Source organism: Neotamlana laminarinivorans (genome assembly GCF_020523925.1).
Classification (GTDB): domain Bacteria; phylum Bacteroidota; class Bacteroidia; order Flavobacteriales; family Flavobacteriaceae; genus Neotamlana; species Neotamlana laminarinivorans.
Map to the genome: position 1 here is coordinate 847,377 of NZ_JAJAPW010000001.1, position 17,986 is coordinate 865,362.

13 protein-coding genes are annotated in these 17,986 nt (G+C 31.2%); 6 read left to right on the forward strand and 7 right to left on the reverse strand.

Translation table 11 applies throughout. The features are described 5' to 3' along the window. Positions 1-104 precede the first annotated feature (104 nt). The 6 genes from LG649_RS03720 (at position 105) to LG649_RS03745 (ending at position 4,928) form a co-directional block, all read left to right on the forward strand. Entirely contained in the window at positions 105-2,516 is a 2,412-nt protein-coding gene (locus tag LG649_RS03720; protein WP_226541032.1) for an alpha-ketoacid dehydrogenase subunit alpha/beta, read from the forward strand. Between the two features lie 69 nt (positions 2,517-2,585). Further along, positions 2,586-2,849, forward strand: a complete 264-nt coding sequence (locus LG649_RS03725) for a DUF202 domain-containing protein (RefSeq protein ID WP_226541033.1) — start codon at positions 2,586-2,588, stop codon at positions 2,847-2,849. A 3-nt stretch (positions 2,850-2,852) separates the two neighbouring features. Further along, positions 2,853-3,326, forward strand: coding sequence for a hypothetical protein (locus tag LG649_RS03730; RefSeq protein WP_226541034.1), 474 nt, complete (start codon positions 2,853-2,855; stop codon positions 3,324-3,326). A gap of 89 nt (positions 3,327-3,415) precedes the next feature. Next, the gene (locus LG649_RS03735) at positions 3,416-3,844 is read left to right on the forward strand and encodes a MarR family winged helix-turn-helix transcriptional regulator (RefSeq protein WP_226541035.1); all 429 of its coding nucleotides are present in this window, start codon (positions 3,416-3,418) and stop codon (positions 3,842-3,844) included. Further along, positions 3,841-4,266, forward strand: a complete 426-nt coding sequence (locus LG649_RS03740; protein WP_226541036.1) for an organic hydroperoxide resistance protein — start codon at positions 3,841-3,843, stop codon at positions 4,264-4,266. The genes LG649_RS03735 and LG649_RS03740 overlap by 4 nt, the downstream gene beginning before the upstream one ends. A 26-nt stretch (positions 4,267-4,292) precedes the next feature. Next, positions 4,293-4,928, forward strand: coding sequence for a nitroreductase family protein (locus tag LG649_RS03745; RefSeq protein ID WP_226541037.1), 636 nt, complete (start codon positions 4,293-4,295; stop codon positions 4,926-4,928). Positions 4,929-5,002: 74 nt separating this feature from the next. Here the strand turns inward: LG649_RS03745 and LG649_RS03750 are convergent, their stop codons facing one another. The 7 genes from LG649_RS03750 to LG649_RS03780 all read right to left on the reverse strand — a co-directional run bounded on the left by LG649_RS03750 (position 5,003) and on the right by LG649_RS03780 (position 17,981). Next, positions 5,003-6,490: a calcineurin-like phosphoesterase C-terminal domain-containing protein gene (locus tag LG649_RS03750; RefSeq protein WP_226541038.1), complete on the reverse strand. Its 1,488-nt coding sequence runs from the start codon at positions 6,488-6,490 to the stop codon at positions 5,003-5,005. Further along, complete coding sequence (locus tag LG649_RS03755; protein WP_226541039.1) at positions 6,487-8,292, reverse strand: alkaline phosphatase; 1,806 nt, start codon at positions 8,290-8,292, stop codon at positions 6,487-6,489. Before LG649_RS03755 ends, LG649_RS03750 begins: the two co-directional genes overlap by 4 nt. Before the next feature lie 78 nt (positions 8,293-8,370). Continuing rightward, complete coding sequence (locus LG649_RS03760) at positions 8,371-9,957, reverse strand: RagB/SusD family nutrient uptake outer membrane protein (protein ID WP_226541040.1); 1,587 nt, start codon at positions 9,955-9,957, stop codon at positions 8,371-8,373. 19 nt (positions 9,958-9,976) lie between these two features. Next, positions 9,977-13,042 carry a SusC/RagA family TonB-linked outer membrane protein gene (locus tag LG649_RS03765; RefSeq protein ID WP_226541041.1) on the reverse strand — a complete coding sequence of 1,022 codons (3,066 nt, stop codon included), beginning with the start codon at positions 13,040-13,042 and terminating at the stop codon, positions 9,977-9,979. A gap of 179 nt (positions 13,043-13,221) precedes the next feature. After that, positions 13,222-16,929: a two-component regulator propeller domain-containing protein gene (locus LG649_RS03770; protein ID WP_226541042.1), complete on the reverse strand. Its 3,708-nt coding sequence runs from the start codon at positions 16,927-16,929 to the stop codon at positions 13,222-13,224. 174 nt (positions 16,930-17,103) lie between these two features. Next, a complete protein-coding gene (locus LG649_RS03775; RefSeq protein WP_226541043.1) occupies positions 17,104-17,709 on the reverse strand; it encodes a hypothetical protein in 606 nt (201 codons plus the stop codon). Positions 17,710-17,723: 14 nt separating this feature from the next. Continuing rightward, the gene (locus LG649_RS03780; protein WP_226541044.1) at positions 17,724-17,981 is read right to left on the reverse strand and encodes a hypothetical protein; all 258 of its coding nucleotides are present in this window, start codon (positions 17,979-17,981) and stop codon (positions 17,724-17,726) included. Positions 17,982-17,986: the final 5 nt, after the last annotated feature.

A 17,986-nucleotide genomic window follows, 5' to 3' on the forward strand; every position in this document is an offset into this window, starting at 1 on the left:
TATTTTAATTTTATTGCAACATTCACAAAATCATGTAATCATTTTTAATTGCATAATAGTAGGATTTTCACTATTTTTGCAAAACCAAAAAAAGCATATACCTCATGCAAACCATACCTGATTTAAAAAACAATATTTCTTTTGATGATTTTAAAACTGAAGTTCTTTCTGATTACAAAATAGCCGTAGAAAGTCGAGAATGTAGTTTACTTGGTCGAAGAGAAGTACTTACAGGAAAGGCTAAATTTGGAATTTTTGGAGACGGTAAAGAAGTACCTCAACTTGCTATGGCTAAAGCATTTGCTAAAGGCGATTGGCGTTCGGGTTATTACCGAGACCAAACCTTTATGATGGCTATTGGAGAATTTACTAAAGAACATTTTTTTGCCGGTTTATACGCCGATACCAATATAAAACATGAACCCATGTCGGCAGGTCGCCAAATGGGCGGTCATTTTGTTACACATAGTTTAGACGATAACGGTAACTGGAAAGATCTAACAAATCAATATAACTCTAGTGCAGATATTTCACCAACAGCAGCTCAAATGCCGCGTTTACTTGGTTTAGCACAAGCCTCTAAAATTTTCAGACATGTTGAAGGCATTAACACTACAAAATTTTCTATTAAAGGAAACGAAGTAGCTTGGGGAACTATAGGTAATGCAAGTACCAGCGAAGGTTTATTTTTTGAAACTATAAATGCAGCCGGTGTACTGCAAGTGCCAATGGTAATTAGTATTTGGGATGACGAATATGGTATTTCTGTCCACGCTAAACACCAAACAACAAAAGAAAATATTTCTGAAGTTTTAAAAGGATTTCAACGAGATAAAGATAATAACGGATTTGAAATTTTAAGAGTAAAAGGTTGGGATTATCCTAACTTAGTAGCCACTTACCAAGAAGCAGGTGCCATTGCTCGCGAAGAACATGTACCTGTAATTATACATGTTACAGAAGTTACCCAACCGCAAGGGCATTCAACATCTGGTTCTCACGAACGCTATAAAAGCCCAGAACGATTAGCCTGGGAAAAAGATCACGACTGCAATTTAAAAATGCGTGAATGGATTCTTGAAAGTGGTATTGCCACAGAAGAAGATTTAGTAAAAATTGAACGTAATGCAAAACGTGAGGTTAGAGAAGCTAAAAAAAATACTTGGAATACCTTTTTAAAACCAATAGCTAAAGAACAACAAGAGCTTATAGTTCTGTTAAAATCTATAGAAACAAAAAGTGCCAATGGCGTTTTTATAGCTAAGCTAAAACAAAGTTTAGAAGCTATAGATGAGCCAACCAGAAAAGATATTTTATCGCATGCCAGAAAAACGTTAAGATATCTTTTAAATGAAAACTTCGAAGAAAAACAAAAACTACAAAGTTGGATAAATAATATTTTTGATTACGTTCAACCTAAATTTAGTTCTCATGTTTTTTCTGAAACAGAACGAGCTAATACACGTATAAAAGAAATAAAGCCAACATACAACGACGAAGCAGAACTTGTTGATGGACGTATTATTTTACGTGATAATTTTGAAGCAATATTTCAAAATATACCTGAAGCTTTAGTTTTTGGTGAAGATTCTGGAAATATTGGAGACGTAAACCAAGGTTTAGAAGGTTTACAAGAAAAATTTGGCGATTTAAGAGTAGCCGATGTAGGTATTAGAGAAGCTACAATTATTGGTCAAGGTATTGGTATGGCATTACGCGGGTTAAGGCCCATTGCCGAAATTCAATACTTAGACTATATTCTTTATGCCATCCAAATCATAAGCGACGATTTGGCTACAACACACTACCGTACTGTTGGAAAACAAAAAGCGCCTTTAATTATAAGAACCAGAGGCCATAGACTAGAAGGAATTTGGCATTCAGGTTCTCCTATGGGCGGTATTTTGCATTTAACACGTGGTGTTAATGTATTAGTACCCCGAAACATGGCTAAAGCTGCTGGTTTTTATAACACCTTACTTCAAGGTAACGATCCTGCTATAGTTATAGAATGTTTAAACGGTTACCGTTTAAAAGAAAAAATGCCCAACAATTTAGGAACATTAAAAACTCCTATAGGCGTTGTAGAAACTATAAAAGAAGGAGCAGATATTACTGTAGTATCATATGGCTCAACATTACGTATTGTTGAGCAAGTTTCAAAAGAACTAATAGCTGTTGGAATTGATATTGAGATTATAGATGTACAATCGCTTCTTCCTTTCGATTTAAATCATGACATTGTTAAAAGTGTTGAAAAAACAAACCGATTAATAATTATTGATGAAGATGTTCCTGGAGGAGCTTCAGCCTATATTCTTAACGAAGTTTTAAATAATCAAAATGCTTATCAATACCTAGATAGTGCACCTAAAACTTTAACAGCAAAAGAGCATCGTCCTGCTTATGGTAACGATGGCGATTATTTCTCTAAACCTTCAGCTGAAGATATTTTTGAAGCCATATATGCCATAATGCATGAGAGCAATCCTAAGGATTATCCTAAACTAAGATAAAACACAGTTTTAATATTTTAAACCATCGTTTCGCGATGGTTTTTTTATATTTATATACAATTAAAAATTATGAAAACGGAATCGCCTTTAATAACTAGAGATTGGTTAGCTATAGAACGCACTAAACTAGCCAACGAACGCACCTTTTTAGCTTATTTTAGAACGTCTATTGTGTTTTTAGGTACTGGTATTACACTAATAAAACTCCAATTTTTTTCTGAAATGAAGCCATTTGGCGCCATTTTACTCGCCATAGCTCCAATTATTTTAATTATTGGCATTATAAGACTTATTAGTGTAAAACGAACCATAAAAAAACATTACCAAGCTTAATACATGAAAGCCGCCACAGTAAAAGAGATTAAAACGGAGTTAAATCAATTATCTACATCAGAATTACAAGAACTTTGTTTACGTTTATCTCGTTTTAAAATTGAAAATAAAGAGTTACTTACCTACTTACTTTTTGAGTCTCATAACGAAGCTTCTTATATAGAAAGCATAAAAGCATATATAGATAATGAATTTAATAACATAAACACCAAGAGTATTTTTTACATAAAAAAAAGTATTCGTAAAATTTTAAAAAACGTAAAAAAATATATTCGTTATACACAAAACAAGGCTACAGAAGCAGAACTACTACTCTATTTTTGTAAAAAACTAAAACATTTTACACCAAGCATATCTAAAAGTACGCAATTACAAAATATGTACAATAGGCAACTTGAACAAGCCAAAAAACGCATAAATACACTACATGAAGATTTGCAATACGATTTTAATCTAATTATTGAAGAGCTACAGTAATTAATAAAATAGTAAACATTTAACTTAACTTCACAATACATTAACACAATTAAATTGCACACAATTTAATTGTGTATTAATTTCGCATTATGAAATCAGATAAGTTAAAATTAAACCAGCAATTATGCTTTCCTATTTATTTATTAGCTAAAGATATTGTAAGTCTTTACAAACCTTTATTGCAAGCCATAAATTTAACTTACCCACAGTACTTAGTTATGTTAATACTTTGGGAACACAACGCGCTATCTTTAAAATCTATTGGAGAGAAATTAAGTTTAGATAGCGGTACATTAACCCCTTTAATAAAGCGCTTACTATCCAAAGAATTGGTAATAAAAAAACGTAGTGAAAAAGATGAACGGATAGTGAACATTTCGTTAACCGAAAAAGGAAAAGCTCTAAAAACTGAAGCTCAGTGCATACCGGAAGAACTAATGTCTATTATGAACTTAACCAACGAAGAGCTTGAAAACTTTAGAGAAACAATAAAAAAAATACTAAATAAAAGAAAATGAAAACAATTTATACCACTGGCGCAACAGCCACTGGAGGAAGAAACGGACGAGTAACTAGCGAGAACAATATTTTAGATATAGAAGTAAGGCATCCAAAAGCACTTGGTGGTGCTAACAACGATTATGCAAATCCTGAAATGTTATTTGCCGCTGGTTACGCAGCTTGTTTTGATAGTGCCTTAAACCTAGTAATAAATAAGGGTAAGATTAAAACCGGCACAACCGAAGTAAAAGCAAACATAAGTATTGGGCAATTAGATAATGGTGGCTTTGGTTTAGCAGCCGAACTATTTATAAATATATCTGGTGTTAGTAATGACCAAGCCCAAAAGTTAGCAGAACAAGCTCATCAAGTATGTCCATACTCTAATGCAACTAGAAATAACATTGAAGTTAAGCTAACAGTTACTAACAACGATTAAAAAAAGAAAAATTTAAAACAAAAAAAATGAGTTTATTAGAAGATTTAAATTGGAGACATGCCGTAAAAGCATATAATCCAGAGAAAAAAGTAAGTCAAGAAAATATAGATAAAATTGTTGAAGCTGCTCGTTTAGCTCCAACATCTTCAGGGCTTCAACCTTTTAAAGTCTTGGTTGTTACAAATCAAGATTTAAAAGAGAAATTAGTTAAAGGCGCTTTAAACCCAGAATGTATGCGCGATTGTTCGCATGTTATTGTTTTTGCTGCTTGGGATAGGTACACCGAAGAACGCATAGACAAGGTTTACAACTTTACTACAGACGAAAGAGGCTTACCTAGAGGACGATTTAGTAGTTATACAGACAAGCTTAAAGCTTTATATTTAAATCAACCTGCGGAAGAAAATTTTGCACACATAGCTAGACAAACCTATATTGCATTAGGTTTAGCTTTAGCTCAAGCTGCAGAATTAAAGGTAGACACAACACCTGCTGAAGGTTTTAGTAATGCCGTTGTAGATGAAGTTTTAGAGCTTGAGAAACTAGGTTTAAAAAGTGTATCATTAATGTATGTTGGTGTTGCAGACAACGAAAATGACTGGATAGCACACATGAAAAAAGTACGTATACCAACTAATGAGTTTTTAGTTGAATATAAATAAGACTTGAATTTTATAGCTAAAAAAGCTCAAAATCTAAATTAGGTTTTGAGCTTTTTTTTATTATCCATCGTGTATCATTTAAATAAAACTCTATTTCCTATTACATAAAAATTCTGTGATGTATTTTTTGCTTTAATATTTATTAAATAAGCTCCTGGATTTAATGAATCGGGAATTTTAATTCGCCATAAATGCTTCGTTTTTGTAACTGGTTTTGGACTTTTACTTATGTTGAGGCTATTATATCTTCCTAATTCTTGAATTTTATAAAATCTCTTTAATTGCGGATCAACATCATAATGATATTGCATTGAATGCCAATTTTTATTATTAAAACTAATTTCCACTTTAGTATTACTATCTGCCGCAAATACATTTGCGTAAATATAGGGTTCATTTAAAGTATTTAAACCTGTATCCCACTCATTAACTTCGGGCACCCAAATATTCATTTGCTTTGTATCTGGAGCACCAGACACTTTATAATTAAAACTCCTACTACTTCCTTCGGCAAACATAAACCAATATCCTTTTGGTGTACCATCGTACATCATTCCAAACGGTATACCACGAATGTCGTGAGCTCCTTGCCACCATGAACCACAAACAGCCCCACAAACTATTTCATGAATTGGCTGTTGGGTTTCCCCCCTACTATAATAATTATGGTATTGAGTATGTGTGTGGCCAGATGCTATAAACACATCTTTGAAAGGTTTTAAAATGTCTATAATACTATCTTTATTTAAAACCTCATCAAACGGAATATGCATTGCTAGATTAATAGCCTCATACTTAGTTTTATTCAAGCTTATTATACTTTTAATAAAACTCATTTGGTCGTTATCTATTACAGCATTGTACTTACCATTAGGTAGAGGGTTAATGTTGTTTAATACCAAAAACAAATTTTTACCATACTCGAAAGCATAATAGGATGGCCCAAAATTAGCTTCAAAACTACTGTCTCTATCTCTAAATTTAACTTTATCAAAATTTAAATCATGATTACCTATAACATAAAAAACAGGAACTCCAACCAACCCAAGCACCTTAGATAAAGGATTAAAAATATTTAAATTATCAAAAGATAAATCGCCCAGAGGCATTATAAAATCTGGCTTATTAATTGCTAATTCTTCTGTTACTAATTTACCTACATGGTGTACATCATCAATTACATCTACCTGTACATCACCCAAAAAAGCTATTTTAGATTTCGGGCTTTCATCATTTTTATATAGTGGAAAATTATATTCTTTTGATGTTACATCTTTGGGGTTAAAATAAAACTGTACTGTATTTTCCTTATTAAGTTTAGAAATATAACCTGATGGCTTTATTATAAAAACTAAATTACCAGAAATTGCATTAATTTTATATTCTCCTTTACTGCCTGTTGTAACTACATCTTTGCCATTACTAACCAATATATTTGGCATTGGATTTTCTTCTGCATCAAATACACCATTATTATTTTTATCTAAAAAAACGGTACCCGTAAAGGTTTGGCTAATAGAAACATTACAGATTAAAACAATTAATAGTAGTAGCCTTTTCATAACTTTACTTTATTGATAACTTTTAATATTTTAGAGAATACTTCATTATTTTCATAAATCCCTTGAAATTCATTAGATTTTGGTCCATAGGCGAATATAGGTACCATAGTTGCGGTATGATCGTAGCTTATAAAATCGCCTTCAATAATACTATGGTTTACATCTCCACTAGAAACACTAAACCCGGATGTTTCGTGATCTGCTGTAATTATTACTAAGGTTTCTTGGTTAGTATCTGCAAATTTTATTGCTTCTGTAATTGCTCTATCAAAATCTATAGTTTCGGTTACAATGCCTTCTGTATTGTTGTGATGTCCAAAGGAATCTATTTGTGCAGCTTCAACCATTAAAAAAAACGGTTCGTTACTTTTGTTTAAAAATTTAATAGCTTTTTCTGTAGTATTAGCCAATAAATTTTCTCTTCCAGCCATTATTGATGGCACGCTATTTTCCGAGAAAAACACCCCTACTCTTTTGGCCTTGGTAGACTCTATTTCATTTAAAGGAAAAATTTCGAAGGTTTCAGAAAGATTTACATTTTTAAACGATGCTTGCCCTCCTCCTGCAAAAAAGTTAAGGTTACTTTTAATTAAATCTGAAGCTATTTCAAAATCCATAGATCGATCTACTTGATGGGCATAAAATGCGGCCGGAGTAGCTCCTGTAATTTCATCTGTTGTAATAATTCCTGTTTTATAACCATTATTACTCAAAACATCTGTTATAGAGTTTATAGGCTTACCATAAATATTTGTACCAATTGCTCTGTTGTTTGTTTTCTCGCCGGTGGCTAAAGCTGTTCCTGCGGCTGCAGAATCGGTCGTAAAATCGTCTGCAGATTGAGTTTTAATAAAGCCTATATTTTTTAATTGCGTTAATGTTAGCTCTCCTTTATTAGCCAAAGTTGCTGCCGATATTTGAGATAATCCATTGCCATCTCCTATTAATAATATTACATTTTTTACTTTTTTATTTGCCCCATCTAATTTAAAAGTTGGCTTATATACTGGCGATTTTAATGTGAAATTTTTGCGGTTTTTTTCTAAACTATTCACGTAATTACTACACCTATTTGGCATATCTGTATTAATAACGTTAACACCTAAATCTATAAAAGTACGCCACGCTGTTTTAGAGTCTGGAGTTGCCCAAAACCTAAAGGGTTTATTGTATTTTTTTGCGATTTTAATTACAGAATCTACGCGCCTATAATCTGTATGTGTTAAACGCCCTTTACCTCCCCATTTTGAAAAATCTTTAAAACTTGTGCTTACCATAGCTACTTTTTTAAGATTTTCTGGAGATAGCTTTTCATTTAAATTTTGATGATCGAAATAAATAAAATCCGGGTAATTTTTATAGTATTTACTAGCTGGCCTGCTGCCTGAAATTATAATTTTAATATTTGGGTGTTTTACAATGCTTGGGTATTCATTTAAAACAGAAATAATTTTGGTTAATGTTTTTTCGGCGTTTTGCTTAACATCTAAAAACAAATTTAAATTAGTAATATTACTGTTGTGGTTTGCTACGGCATTTTTTAACGGATTAAGGTATAATTTTTTTAAAGTGTTTTTTTTATTTATTTCTGCCTTGGTATGCGCTACCATTAAAGAATCGTTAACTAAAAAAATGTCGGCTTCAATGCTATTTAACCCATTAGAAAAAGCAACCCAAAACGGTACATTTTGTAAATAATCGTTATGACTATGAATTAAAACCGAATTACTATTTTGTGCAAAACCTTTACAGGTTATTACAATACTAAAAACAACTAAAAGTGTATTTATTAATTTACTCATAAAATATTAATTTTAAAAAAGTGCTGGTAGTAAATACCAGCACTTTTTACTCATGAAACTTAAACTACTAAATGCTATTTACCAGTTTATATTTTGAGGAATACCTGAAGATTCTATAACCTCAACAGGTATTGGCCAAACGTGCATATAGCTAGCATCAAAACTTCTGGCCGCTCTTACTTCTTCTACACTATAGCTAGAATAGGGATCGGATTTATCTGTATGAATTCTACCATAAGAAGGTTGACTATAGGTTGACTCTGCATCTCCCCAACGTACTAAATCGAAATGTCTATTAGCAAACTCGCCTGCAAACTCTACTCTTCTTTCATTCTTTAAATTTTCAAGTGTTGCCCCTGTTATGGCATTTAAACCTGCTCGGTCTCTCACTAAGTTTAAAGGTTCATCACCATCTAATCCTTGCATAATTAATGCTTCGGCTTTCATTAATAAAATTTCTGAATAACGCATTAATGGCACATTATAAATAGTTCCTGGGTTATTACCATTTGAATTGATGTAAACACCTACTGGGTCTTCAAAACCATATTCGTACATGTATTTATTAAACTGAAATCCTGATAATGAATTTTCTGATTGATACGCTCTTGTTTCTCCAAAAAATTCGAATTCGTCACCAAATTTTAAAATGGTTACTTCACGGCGTGCATCATCTTCTTCAAAAGCATTATATAAACCTTCGGTAGGTTGGTAATACCCCCAGCCATTGTATAAACCCCAGCCTGTGTTTTCTAACATAACACCTGGTAATTTACTACCGTCGTCTACTCCTGAATCTACAGACCATATATACTCCGATGTCCAGTTATTTAAATGGCTATGTAACAATCTGTAGTCTTCCTCTGGATTATCTGTATCTATTAAAGCTCTACCCGAACCTGAATTTGTAACAGCATCACAGTATGTAACTACTTCCTGCCACTTACTATCGTCGTACTGTGCCCAGTATAAATTTGTTTTTGCTATATATGCTAAAGCTGCATCTTTGTGTGCTCTTCCGTAATCGCCAGAGCTGTAAGACGTGTAAAGAGGTAATAATTGAGCAGCTAATTCTAAGTCTTCAATAATTTGCTCATAATTTTCAATAACACTCGCTGGCCTAGAATAAGATCCTGCTTCATCATTCATATTATCTACTGTAACTATAGGCACTCCTCCGTTTAAACCATTATCACCATAAGTGTGTGCTAACCAGAAATAATGAAACCCTCTCATAAAATAAGCTTCTCCTAAATATTGATTTTTTAAATCTTCATCAATATCCATATTAGGCACATTAGCCAACACATCGTTTGCACGACGAATTATTTTATAACATTGTGGATACATCCAGTAAGTATAGCTTTCGGTTCCTGTTGTATTAAAGTTCGCAATATTATCTGCGGTTGCATTAACTCGTCCAGTTATCATATCGTCTGATGCGTTTATGTACCACATAAAACCTCGGCTAAACATATCTTCATCTTTCATGTAATAGTACATGCTATTTACGGCCTCGGTAGCATCTTGTTCGTTTTGCCAAAAGTTACCCGAAGAACTACTTCCTATAGGTTCTAAATTTGTAAATTCATCTGAGCAAGACACTAAAACTATACTTATTATAAGTAGTATTAGTTGTTTTGTTTTATTTATATTTTTTCTCATGATTGCTTTTTAATTTTTATTAAAATGAAAATGATAACCCTCCAGAGATTGTTCTTGATAATGGATATTTACCAATGTCTAAACCAATACCTCCAACTTCTGGATCCATACCGGAATAATTTGTAATTGTAAAAACATTTTCTGCAGAAAGGTATACTCGTAAAGAACTGTTTTCTATTAATTGATTCATAATATCACTTGAAAAAGTATAGCCTAAGTTTACATTTTTTAATCTTAAATATGATGCATCTTCTAAATACCAACTTGAAGCTGTACCAAAGTTTTGATTATTATCTGTAGTTGAAATAATTGGAATATCTATGTTTGTGTTGGTTTCTGTCCAAGCGTTTAACACTCTAGAATCTAGATTATAGCCTTGTGACGATGCATTATAAGCCGTGTACTTATAACCGTTAAAAGCTTTAGCGCCAGATACACCTTGAAACATAACTCCTAAATCGAAGCCTTTATAATCTACATTAAAATTAAAGCTATAGGTTACATCGGGTTGATAAGAACCCATATATACTTTATCGTTATTATCTATTTGTCCATCGTTATTAGTATCTGCAAACTTAAAATCTCCAGGTACTGCGTTAGGTTGAATTAGCTCACCATCGTTAGTGTAAGCGTCAATTTCAGCTTGACTATTAAATATACCCAAGTAAGGCACTAGATAATATGAATATAGTTCTTCTCCAGGAGTTGAACGGTAAGGATAAAGTGTACTACGAACATTGGTACTATGGTCTATATAATTTATTCCACTTTGGTTATAGCCATCTAAATTTACTAGTTCGTTATCTATGAAGCTAGCATTAGCTCTTGCCGAAAAACCAACTTCTCCAAAAGTTTTTCTGTATCCTAAAGACACTTCTAAACCATAATTTTTAACTTCTCCCCCATTTACGTATGCTGCTTCTGTACCTTGATGAAGATCTTCTAACCCTTCAAGAATCATATCTTTTGTTTGCTTTTCGAAATAATCTAAAGTTACCGAGAAACTTCTATTAAAAAATTCGGCATCAATACCAAAATCTAATGACTCTGATGTTTCCCATTTTAAGTCTGGGTTAGATTGTTGCCCTATATAAACACCTCTATCATCTAACTCACCATCTTCACCTATAATTACCGTGGTAGAGTATAATGGCACGTTAAATGAGTAGTAACCAACAGAATTAATATTACCTATTTGACCCCATGAAGCCCTTATTTTTAATTCGTTTACGGCATCTAGATTAAAAAAATCTTCTTTACTAATTCTCCAACCTAAAGAAGCTGATGGGAAAAAATCTGCTTGATTTTGTTCGGCTAAACGAGAACTCTCATCTCTACGGATACTTAATGATGTATAATATTTATTATCAAAGTTATACATAGCTCTACCAACCGCCGATGTTAATGCATCTTCGTAAGCCGTACTGCTATAATTATCTATTTGACTTGCGTTACCTACATATTGATTGTAAGCTTCTTCACTACTAAAACCACTAGCTTGTGTATAAAAATATTCGTAATTTGTTTTTTGTGATGAATACACAGCTGTTACATCTATGTTGTGCTTACCAAAAGATTTTTTATAGTTTAATTGGTTATCCCAAATCCATCTATTTTCATCGGAGTACGATTGGTATAGGTAATTCTCTAAAGTTGTTCTACCTATTTCTGTAATCATTGGATAAAAACGTTTGAATTTTTCACCTTGATAATTGTAACTGTAATTTGTTTTAAAAGTTAAACCTTCTAGAATATCGTATTCTAAATACACATTGGCGTTAATATTATTTACAGGGTTTGTAGTTGTTGGTCTTAAAAGTAAAGCCACAGGATTATATACATCTCCGTAGGCGCCTGCAAATTCTGTTAAATCTTCTGATACAGTACCATGAAAGTTTCCTTCTTCATCGTAAACAGGTGCTGCTGCAGGCATATAAATTGCGTTTATAATAGCTCCTGAATAAGAACTGGTTGTGCTTGTACCCAAAGCATTTGTTCTTGAAAAATATACATTCTCTCCAAGTGTTAATTTATTTGAAAGTTGATGATCTGATTTTAACCTAAACGAATAACGCTCTGACTCTGTTCCAATTAACACACCCTCCTTTTTATTATACCCAAACGAAGTCATGTAATTAGAATGCTCACTACCTCCACTAACATTTGCATTTAAATTATATGTAGCAGCGGTTCTAAAAATTTCATCAATCCAATCTGTGCGCGTTACTTGCCCCCAAGGGTTTAAAGAGGCATCGTGTGCAGATAACCTTTGTGTACCACCATTATCTGCAGCTAGATTATATATATTTGCTTGCTGTTCTGCATTTAAAGCAGATGGTAGATTGGTAGCTGTTTGTAAGCCGCCATAGAAATCTAAATTTACCTTTGGTTTACCTTTAGCGCCCTTTTTAGTGCTAATTACAATAACACCCGAAGCTGCTTGAGCACCATAAATAGCGGCTGCCGCAGCATCTTTTAATATTGATACAGACTCTATATCGTTAGGGTTAATTGCTGGCCCATAATATGGTACACCATCTACAACGGTTAAAGCAGTTTCATCGCTAATAGAACCAAGCCCACGTACTACAATATTTGCACTTTCACTAGGATCTCCTCCTTGTTGTAATACCGTAACACCTGCTACGTTTCCTTGTAAAAAATCGGAGAAATTTGATACTGGTCGCGTAGTAATATCCTCAATAGCATTTACTTGTGAAATTGAGGTAACAATATCGCCCTTTTTAGATGACCCATAACCTATTAGCAACACCTCATTTAACGCACTAATTTCTTCGGTTAAGCTTATTTTTAAATTTTGATTTCCTGAATACGAAACTTCTGTTGTTGCATAACCTATTGAAGATATAACTAAAACACCATCTGAATTATTTAAGGTGATGGTAAAGTTACCATCAAAATCTGTGGCAACTCCATTTAATGGAGTTCCTTTTTCTACTACAGACGCTCCTGGTATAGGCATATTATCTATATTAGAAATTACATTTCCTGATACCGTTACTTGCGAAAAACAATATGTTATTGTTGCAAATAATAATACCAATGTTAAAGTTGTTTTTTTCATTAAAATACATTTTTTGGTTTGTGTCAAATGTATTTTACTGGATTAGCTTTTGGGGGTAAAATTGTTTCAGTAAGGTGTATAATGCGTTCAAATTCGGTGCTTATTTTTACTAAAAAAGATAAATTTTGTTACACTAACATTAGGTTAACATTAGGCTAATCTTACAGAAACAATACAAACTAACAATACTGTGCTTTGAATTCTTTTGGACTACACCCAAAATGCTTTTTAAAAGATCTACCAAAATATTTTGGGTCGTTGTAACCACACTCGAAACTAATTTCTGATATGTTTAAGTTTTTTGATTTTAATAATGTTGCTGCCTTTTGTAAACGAAGTGATGTAATAATGTCTGATGGTGATTTTTGAAGTAACTCTTTAAATAAACGATAACATTTAACTCGAGATATACCCATTTTATATACCAACATTTCAACATTAAATAAAGGGTTTGAGAGTTCGTTTTTTATAATTTCAAGCCCTGATTTTAACAACTTATCGTTTGGAGATAATATTTTAGTTTCTGAGGTTAGAATATTGAAAATTTCTTTTTGTAAACTGGCGTGTAATACTTTATCTTTTTTATTAATTAATGCCGTTATTTTTTTTATTATTAGTTGGTCGCTTGCTGGCATTTGTACTAATACATCAATACCAAAATCTGTTATTTGTTCTTGCATACCATAGGCTATATCTTCAGATATATATAACATTGGTACTTTTACATTTTTTATTAATTTATTTTGTTTTAAAGCATTAAAAAAGCCTACCAATTCCTTTGAAAATTTTGCCTGATAAAACACCATAATATCTACAGAAATTTGATTTAATGCCACTATTAAATCTTCAATACTGTTTTCAAATATCAAATTAAATCCTTTGTTTTCTAATATTTGATTGGCTATGCTATTGTTTTCTTTTTCTGTAAAAATTAATATGGTTTGATTAAATTTATTTTCTTGATTCTGTTTTTCAAAATGTTTCCAGTTTACTATGTTTAATTTTGGAGGTTCGTTTTCTACCAATTCAAAAGGTATAGACATTGTAATGCTTGTTTGGTCCTCAATTTTGTTTTCTAAATTACCTTCTAAATTGCCCAACAATACTTTAACAGATTCAAAATAAGGACTATAACTTAATATATTTTTCAAATTAGCTTTTAAAACAGAACTATTAGTATTTAGTATTATTAAAATATTATTTACTTCGGTAATAATATTTATGTTTAAAGCGCTTCCTGTCTCAATGTACTTTACTGTATCGGTGAAAAAATATTGTAATAACAATCTAAACCTTAAAACATCAATAAAAATCCAACTTTGTATAACTTCAATATTACATTTTAAATTAATATTTTGAAATTGAGCCTGCTTATTTAATTTTGCTACGGTATGCTTTAATAATCTTGGTAGTATAATTGCCGTTTTTTTTACTGGGCCAATATCTTTAATATGATCTAAATAATTCCACTCAGATATTAATTCAACCAACTTCCCCGATTCTTTAATTATTTCTTCTTTTAATAAATTGTTGTTTTCAAACTTGTTTACTTTTTTTATGATTTTAAAAATTGGTTCTTGAAATTGTGATAGTACGAATGTTTTAAATTTTTCAACTTCAAAATCTTCATTTTTTAAATTAGTATGTAGGTTTAAAAGTTTTTCTTTTTGCTCTAATATTTGCCTATTTTTCTTATCTAACTGTATATTAAACAATTGTAAGTCTTGCTTTTGTTTTTCAATAACCTTAGTTCTTAAAAGTATTTGGTTCTCAAGTTTTTGTTCTGTTTTTTTTGCTATTCTATTTTTTATAGTAATTACCAATACAATACCTAAACATAAGGCACCTATTAAAAACCCGTAAAATAATGTTGTTTTATAAAATGGTTTTTTAATAATTAAATTAAGAAATTCTTGTTCAATTTCATTTTCTTTTCTTAAAAGCAAAGTATAAATTCCAGGCTTTAAATTTTTATATACAACTTTTTTAGATTCTGTAATTGGTAACCAGTTTTTGTTTACACCGTCTAGTTTATAAAAATTGTGCGGTTTACTTTTATCTAAAAAACTAATAATTGTAAAATCTAATTCAAGTGAATTAGTATTATAACTCTTTAAAATTTGAGATTTAAAAGTGCTACTACCATCTACCAAGACAGTAACGCTAGAAGATATTTTATTTTCCTTTAAACCATTAGGGTTAAAATAATTTAAGCCATTTACCCCTCCAAAAAACAACAATCCTTTTTTGTCTTGATAATATGCGCCTTCTGAAAACTCTGATGCTTGCCAACCTTCGTTTGGATTATAACCCGTTACCTTGTACGTGCTTTTATTTATGTTTGCAATACCCTTGGTTGTACTTACCCAAAAATGATTTTTATTTTTTAAAATACTGTAAACCATATGACTTGGTAAACCATTTTCCTCAGTTATATTTTTAATTACTTTTTTATTTTCGTTCAATACAGATATTCCCCCTAAAGAAGCAACCCAATAATAATTATTTGTAAGATCTTTATAAACACAATAAATACTATTGCCTAAAAGGTTATTTGATGTTGTTATTTGCTGTATTTTTTCTGTTGAAATGTTATAAATAAAAATGCCATTTTGCTCTGTACCAACAATAATTTCGTTAGCTATTTTTTTTACGTTTCTAATATTTAATTTTGAAAATAACTCTTGCCCATTAAAATGCTCAAATTTATTTTTTTTAAGATTAAATTTGGCTAAACCACCCCAACAGCCAATCCATAATTGATTATTATCATCCTCAAAAACAGAATAATTTCTATTATTAGGAAATAAACCGTTGTCCTCTGCTTTAAAAAATTTGTAATTATTGTTTTTTATTTGAATTAACCCTGCGTAAGTACCCACCCAAATACTACCATCGCTTGCGGTAAAAAGCATACGAATGCGTTCCCAATCTTTATTAACTTTTGCTTCTGCTATTTTAAATTTTTGGTAACATTGTGTGGTAAGATCAAAATAATACAATCCACTATTATAATAACCAAGCCAGATAACTCCATTATTGTCTTTTGTTATAGCTCTTAAAGTTTCGTTGGGTAAATGCGGGAATTTTATTGGGTGTGGTACAACAGTAGCTATATTTTCTGAGCCGCTATAGGCCATACTTAACCCGCCATCTTTTTGGGCTAACCATATATTACCAAATACATCTTGATGAATTTTTTCTACCTCATTACTATTTATACTGTAAGGGTTATATTTATCATGTTTATATTGATTTATGGTTGTATTTAGTACATTATTAGTGTGATTAGGAATTATAAACAAACCATTACGAACTGTAGCAAACCATACATTTCCAAAATCATCATTATAAACATCGTTTACACTAACATTTGGGTATTTATCAAGTAATGTTTTTACAAAATGTTTGTAAGACTTATTTTGCTTGGGATACTTTTTTGTTTTACAAAAACTATTGTTCTTAAATTCGTAATATGTATTATTTACCTTAACTAATATGGTTTTATCATCCGATAAATCCATATTGGTTACAACACCATCAAATTCATAAGTTTTAAAAGTGTTATTTTTAATATATTGGGTTACGTCTCCGTTATTACTAAATATCCAAATATTATCATTTTTATCTTTTTCTAATCTCAATAAATAATTGTGAGGAATAGATTTTGAATTACCTACTTCATGTTTAAATGTTTTTATCGTATAACCATCAAAATAGTTTAGGCCATCCCAGGTTGCTATCCATAAACCTCCATTTGTATCATTTTCTATATCTGAAACAGAATTGTTAGATAAACCATTTTCTGTGATAAAATTTTTAAATTTAATTTGTTGACAATATATTATTGCTGGAATAAAAAAACATGCTAAAAATATGCGAATCATTATTCTTGAGAGATAAAATAAGTGAGAGAAATTATTTTAAGCAAAGTATATATTATGATTTCACTTGTACATTATTTTAACATGAAGATTTTATTAATTTAACGAAACCATTTTTAAAACAAAAAAAGCCAACCAATAAAGGTTGACTTTTCTAATATGTTATTAAATAAATATTTAATTTTTATACTTATCCAGTTTTTCACTATAAGTTTTAACTTTCGCCTTACCTTCTGTAACTGTTGTTTTTAACTTAGATAATTTAGCCTCTGCGTTGGCAATTTTAGCTTCTTTAGCCTTAATTTCTTCAGCAGATAATTTCCCACTTTTTTTAAGCGTTTCTAATTTTGCCTTGGCAGCATCAATTTTTTCGCGTCCGTTAGATATTGTTTGTTCTTTAGCTTCAAAACGTTGCGATTGTTTACTTAATTTGTCTTTTACCTCATTTGCTCTTGCTAAACCAGTTACTTTGTTTTGAGCGTTATTTATTTTATCTGAAGCTTTATCTTTAACAGCTGTTTTAGCGTTTTCTGCTTTTTTATTTACATCGTTACGAACCTCGTTAGCTTTATTCTTAGCTTCGCTTAATTTTTCATCTTTTTTAGCATTGAGCTCTTTTTTTGCACTTTCTTTTTTACTGTTAATAGCTTCTTTTTTGTTTTCCTTTACACTTTTAACTTCCTTTTTTAAAGCTTCCTTGCTAGTACTTTGTGCATAAAGCGCTTGGTTTAATGAAAAAGCCACAAATAAAACAGCTATAATTAATCTTGATATTGATTTCATCTTTTACTTTCTGTTTAAATATTATCCAATTCGTTTAAAGCTTCCTCTAATTCTTTTGCTTCTTGTTCCACTTTTTCGTTCACCTCCTCTACTTCTGCCTCAACAGCATCAATATCATCAGATACTGCTTCTACAGTTTCTTTTGCTGTTTCTGTTACTTCAACCGAAGTTTCTTCTTTAATATCGGCCGAATTTTCAGAAGTTTTTGCATCCCTACAAGACCACATAAAAGCTACGCAAACAATAAGTAATACTTTAATTTGATTTTTCATTATTA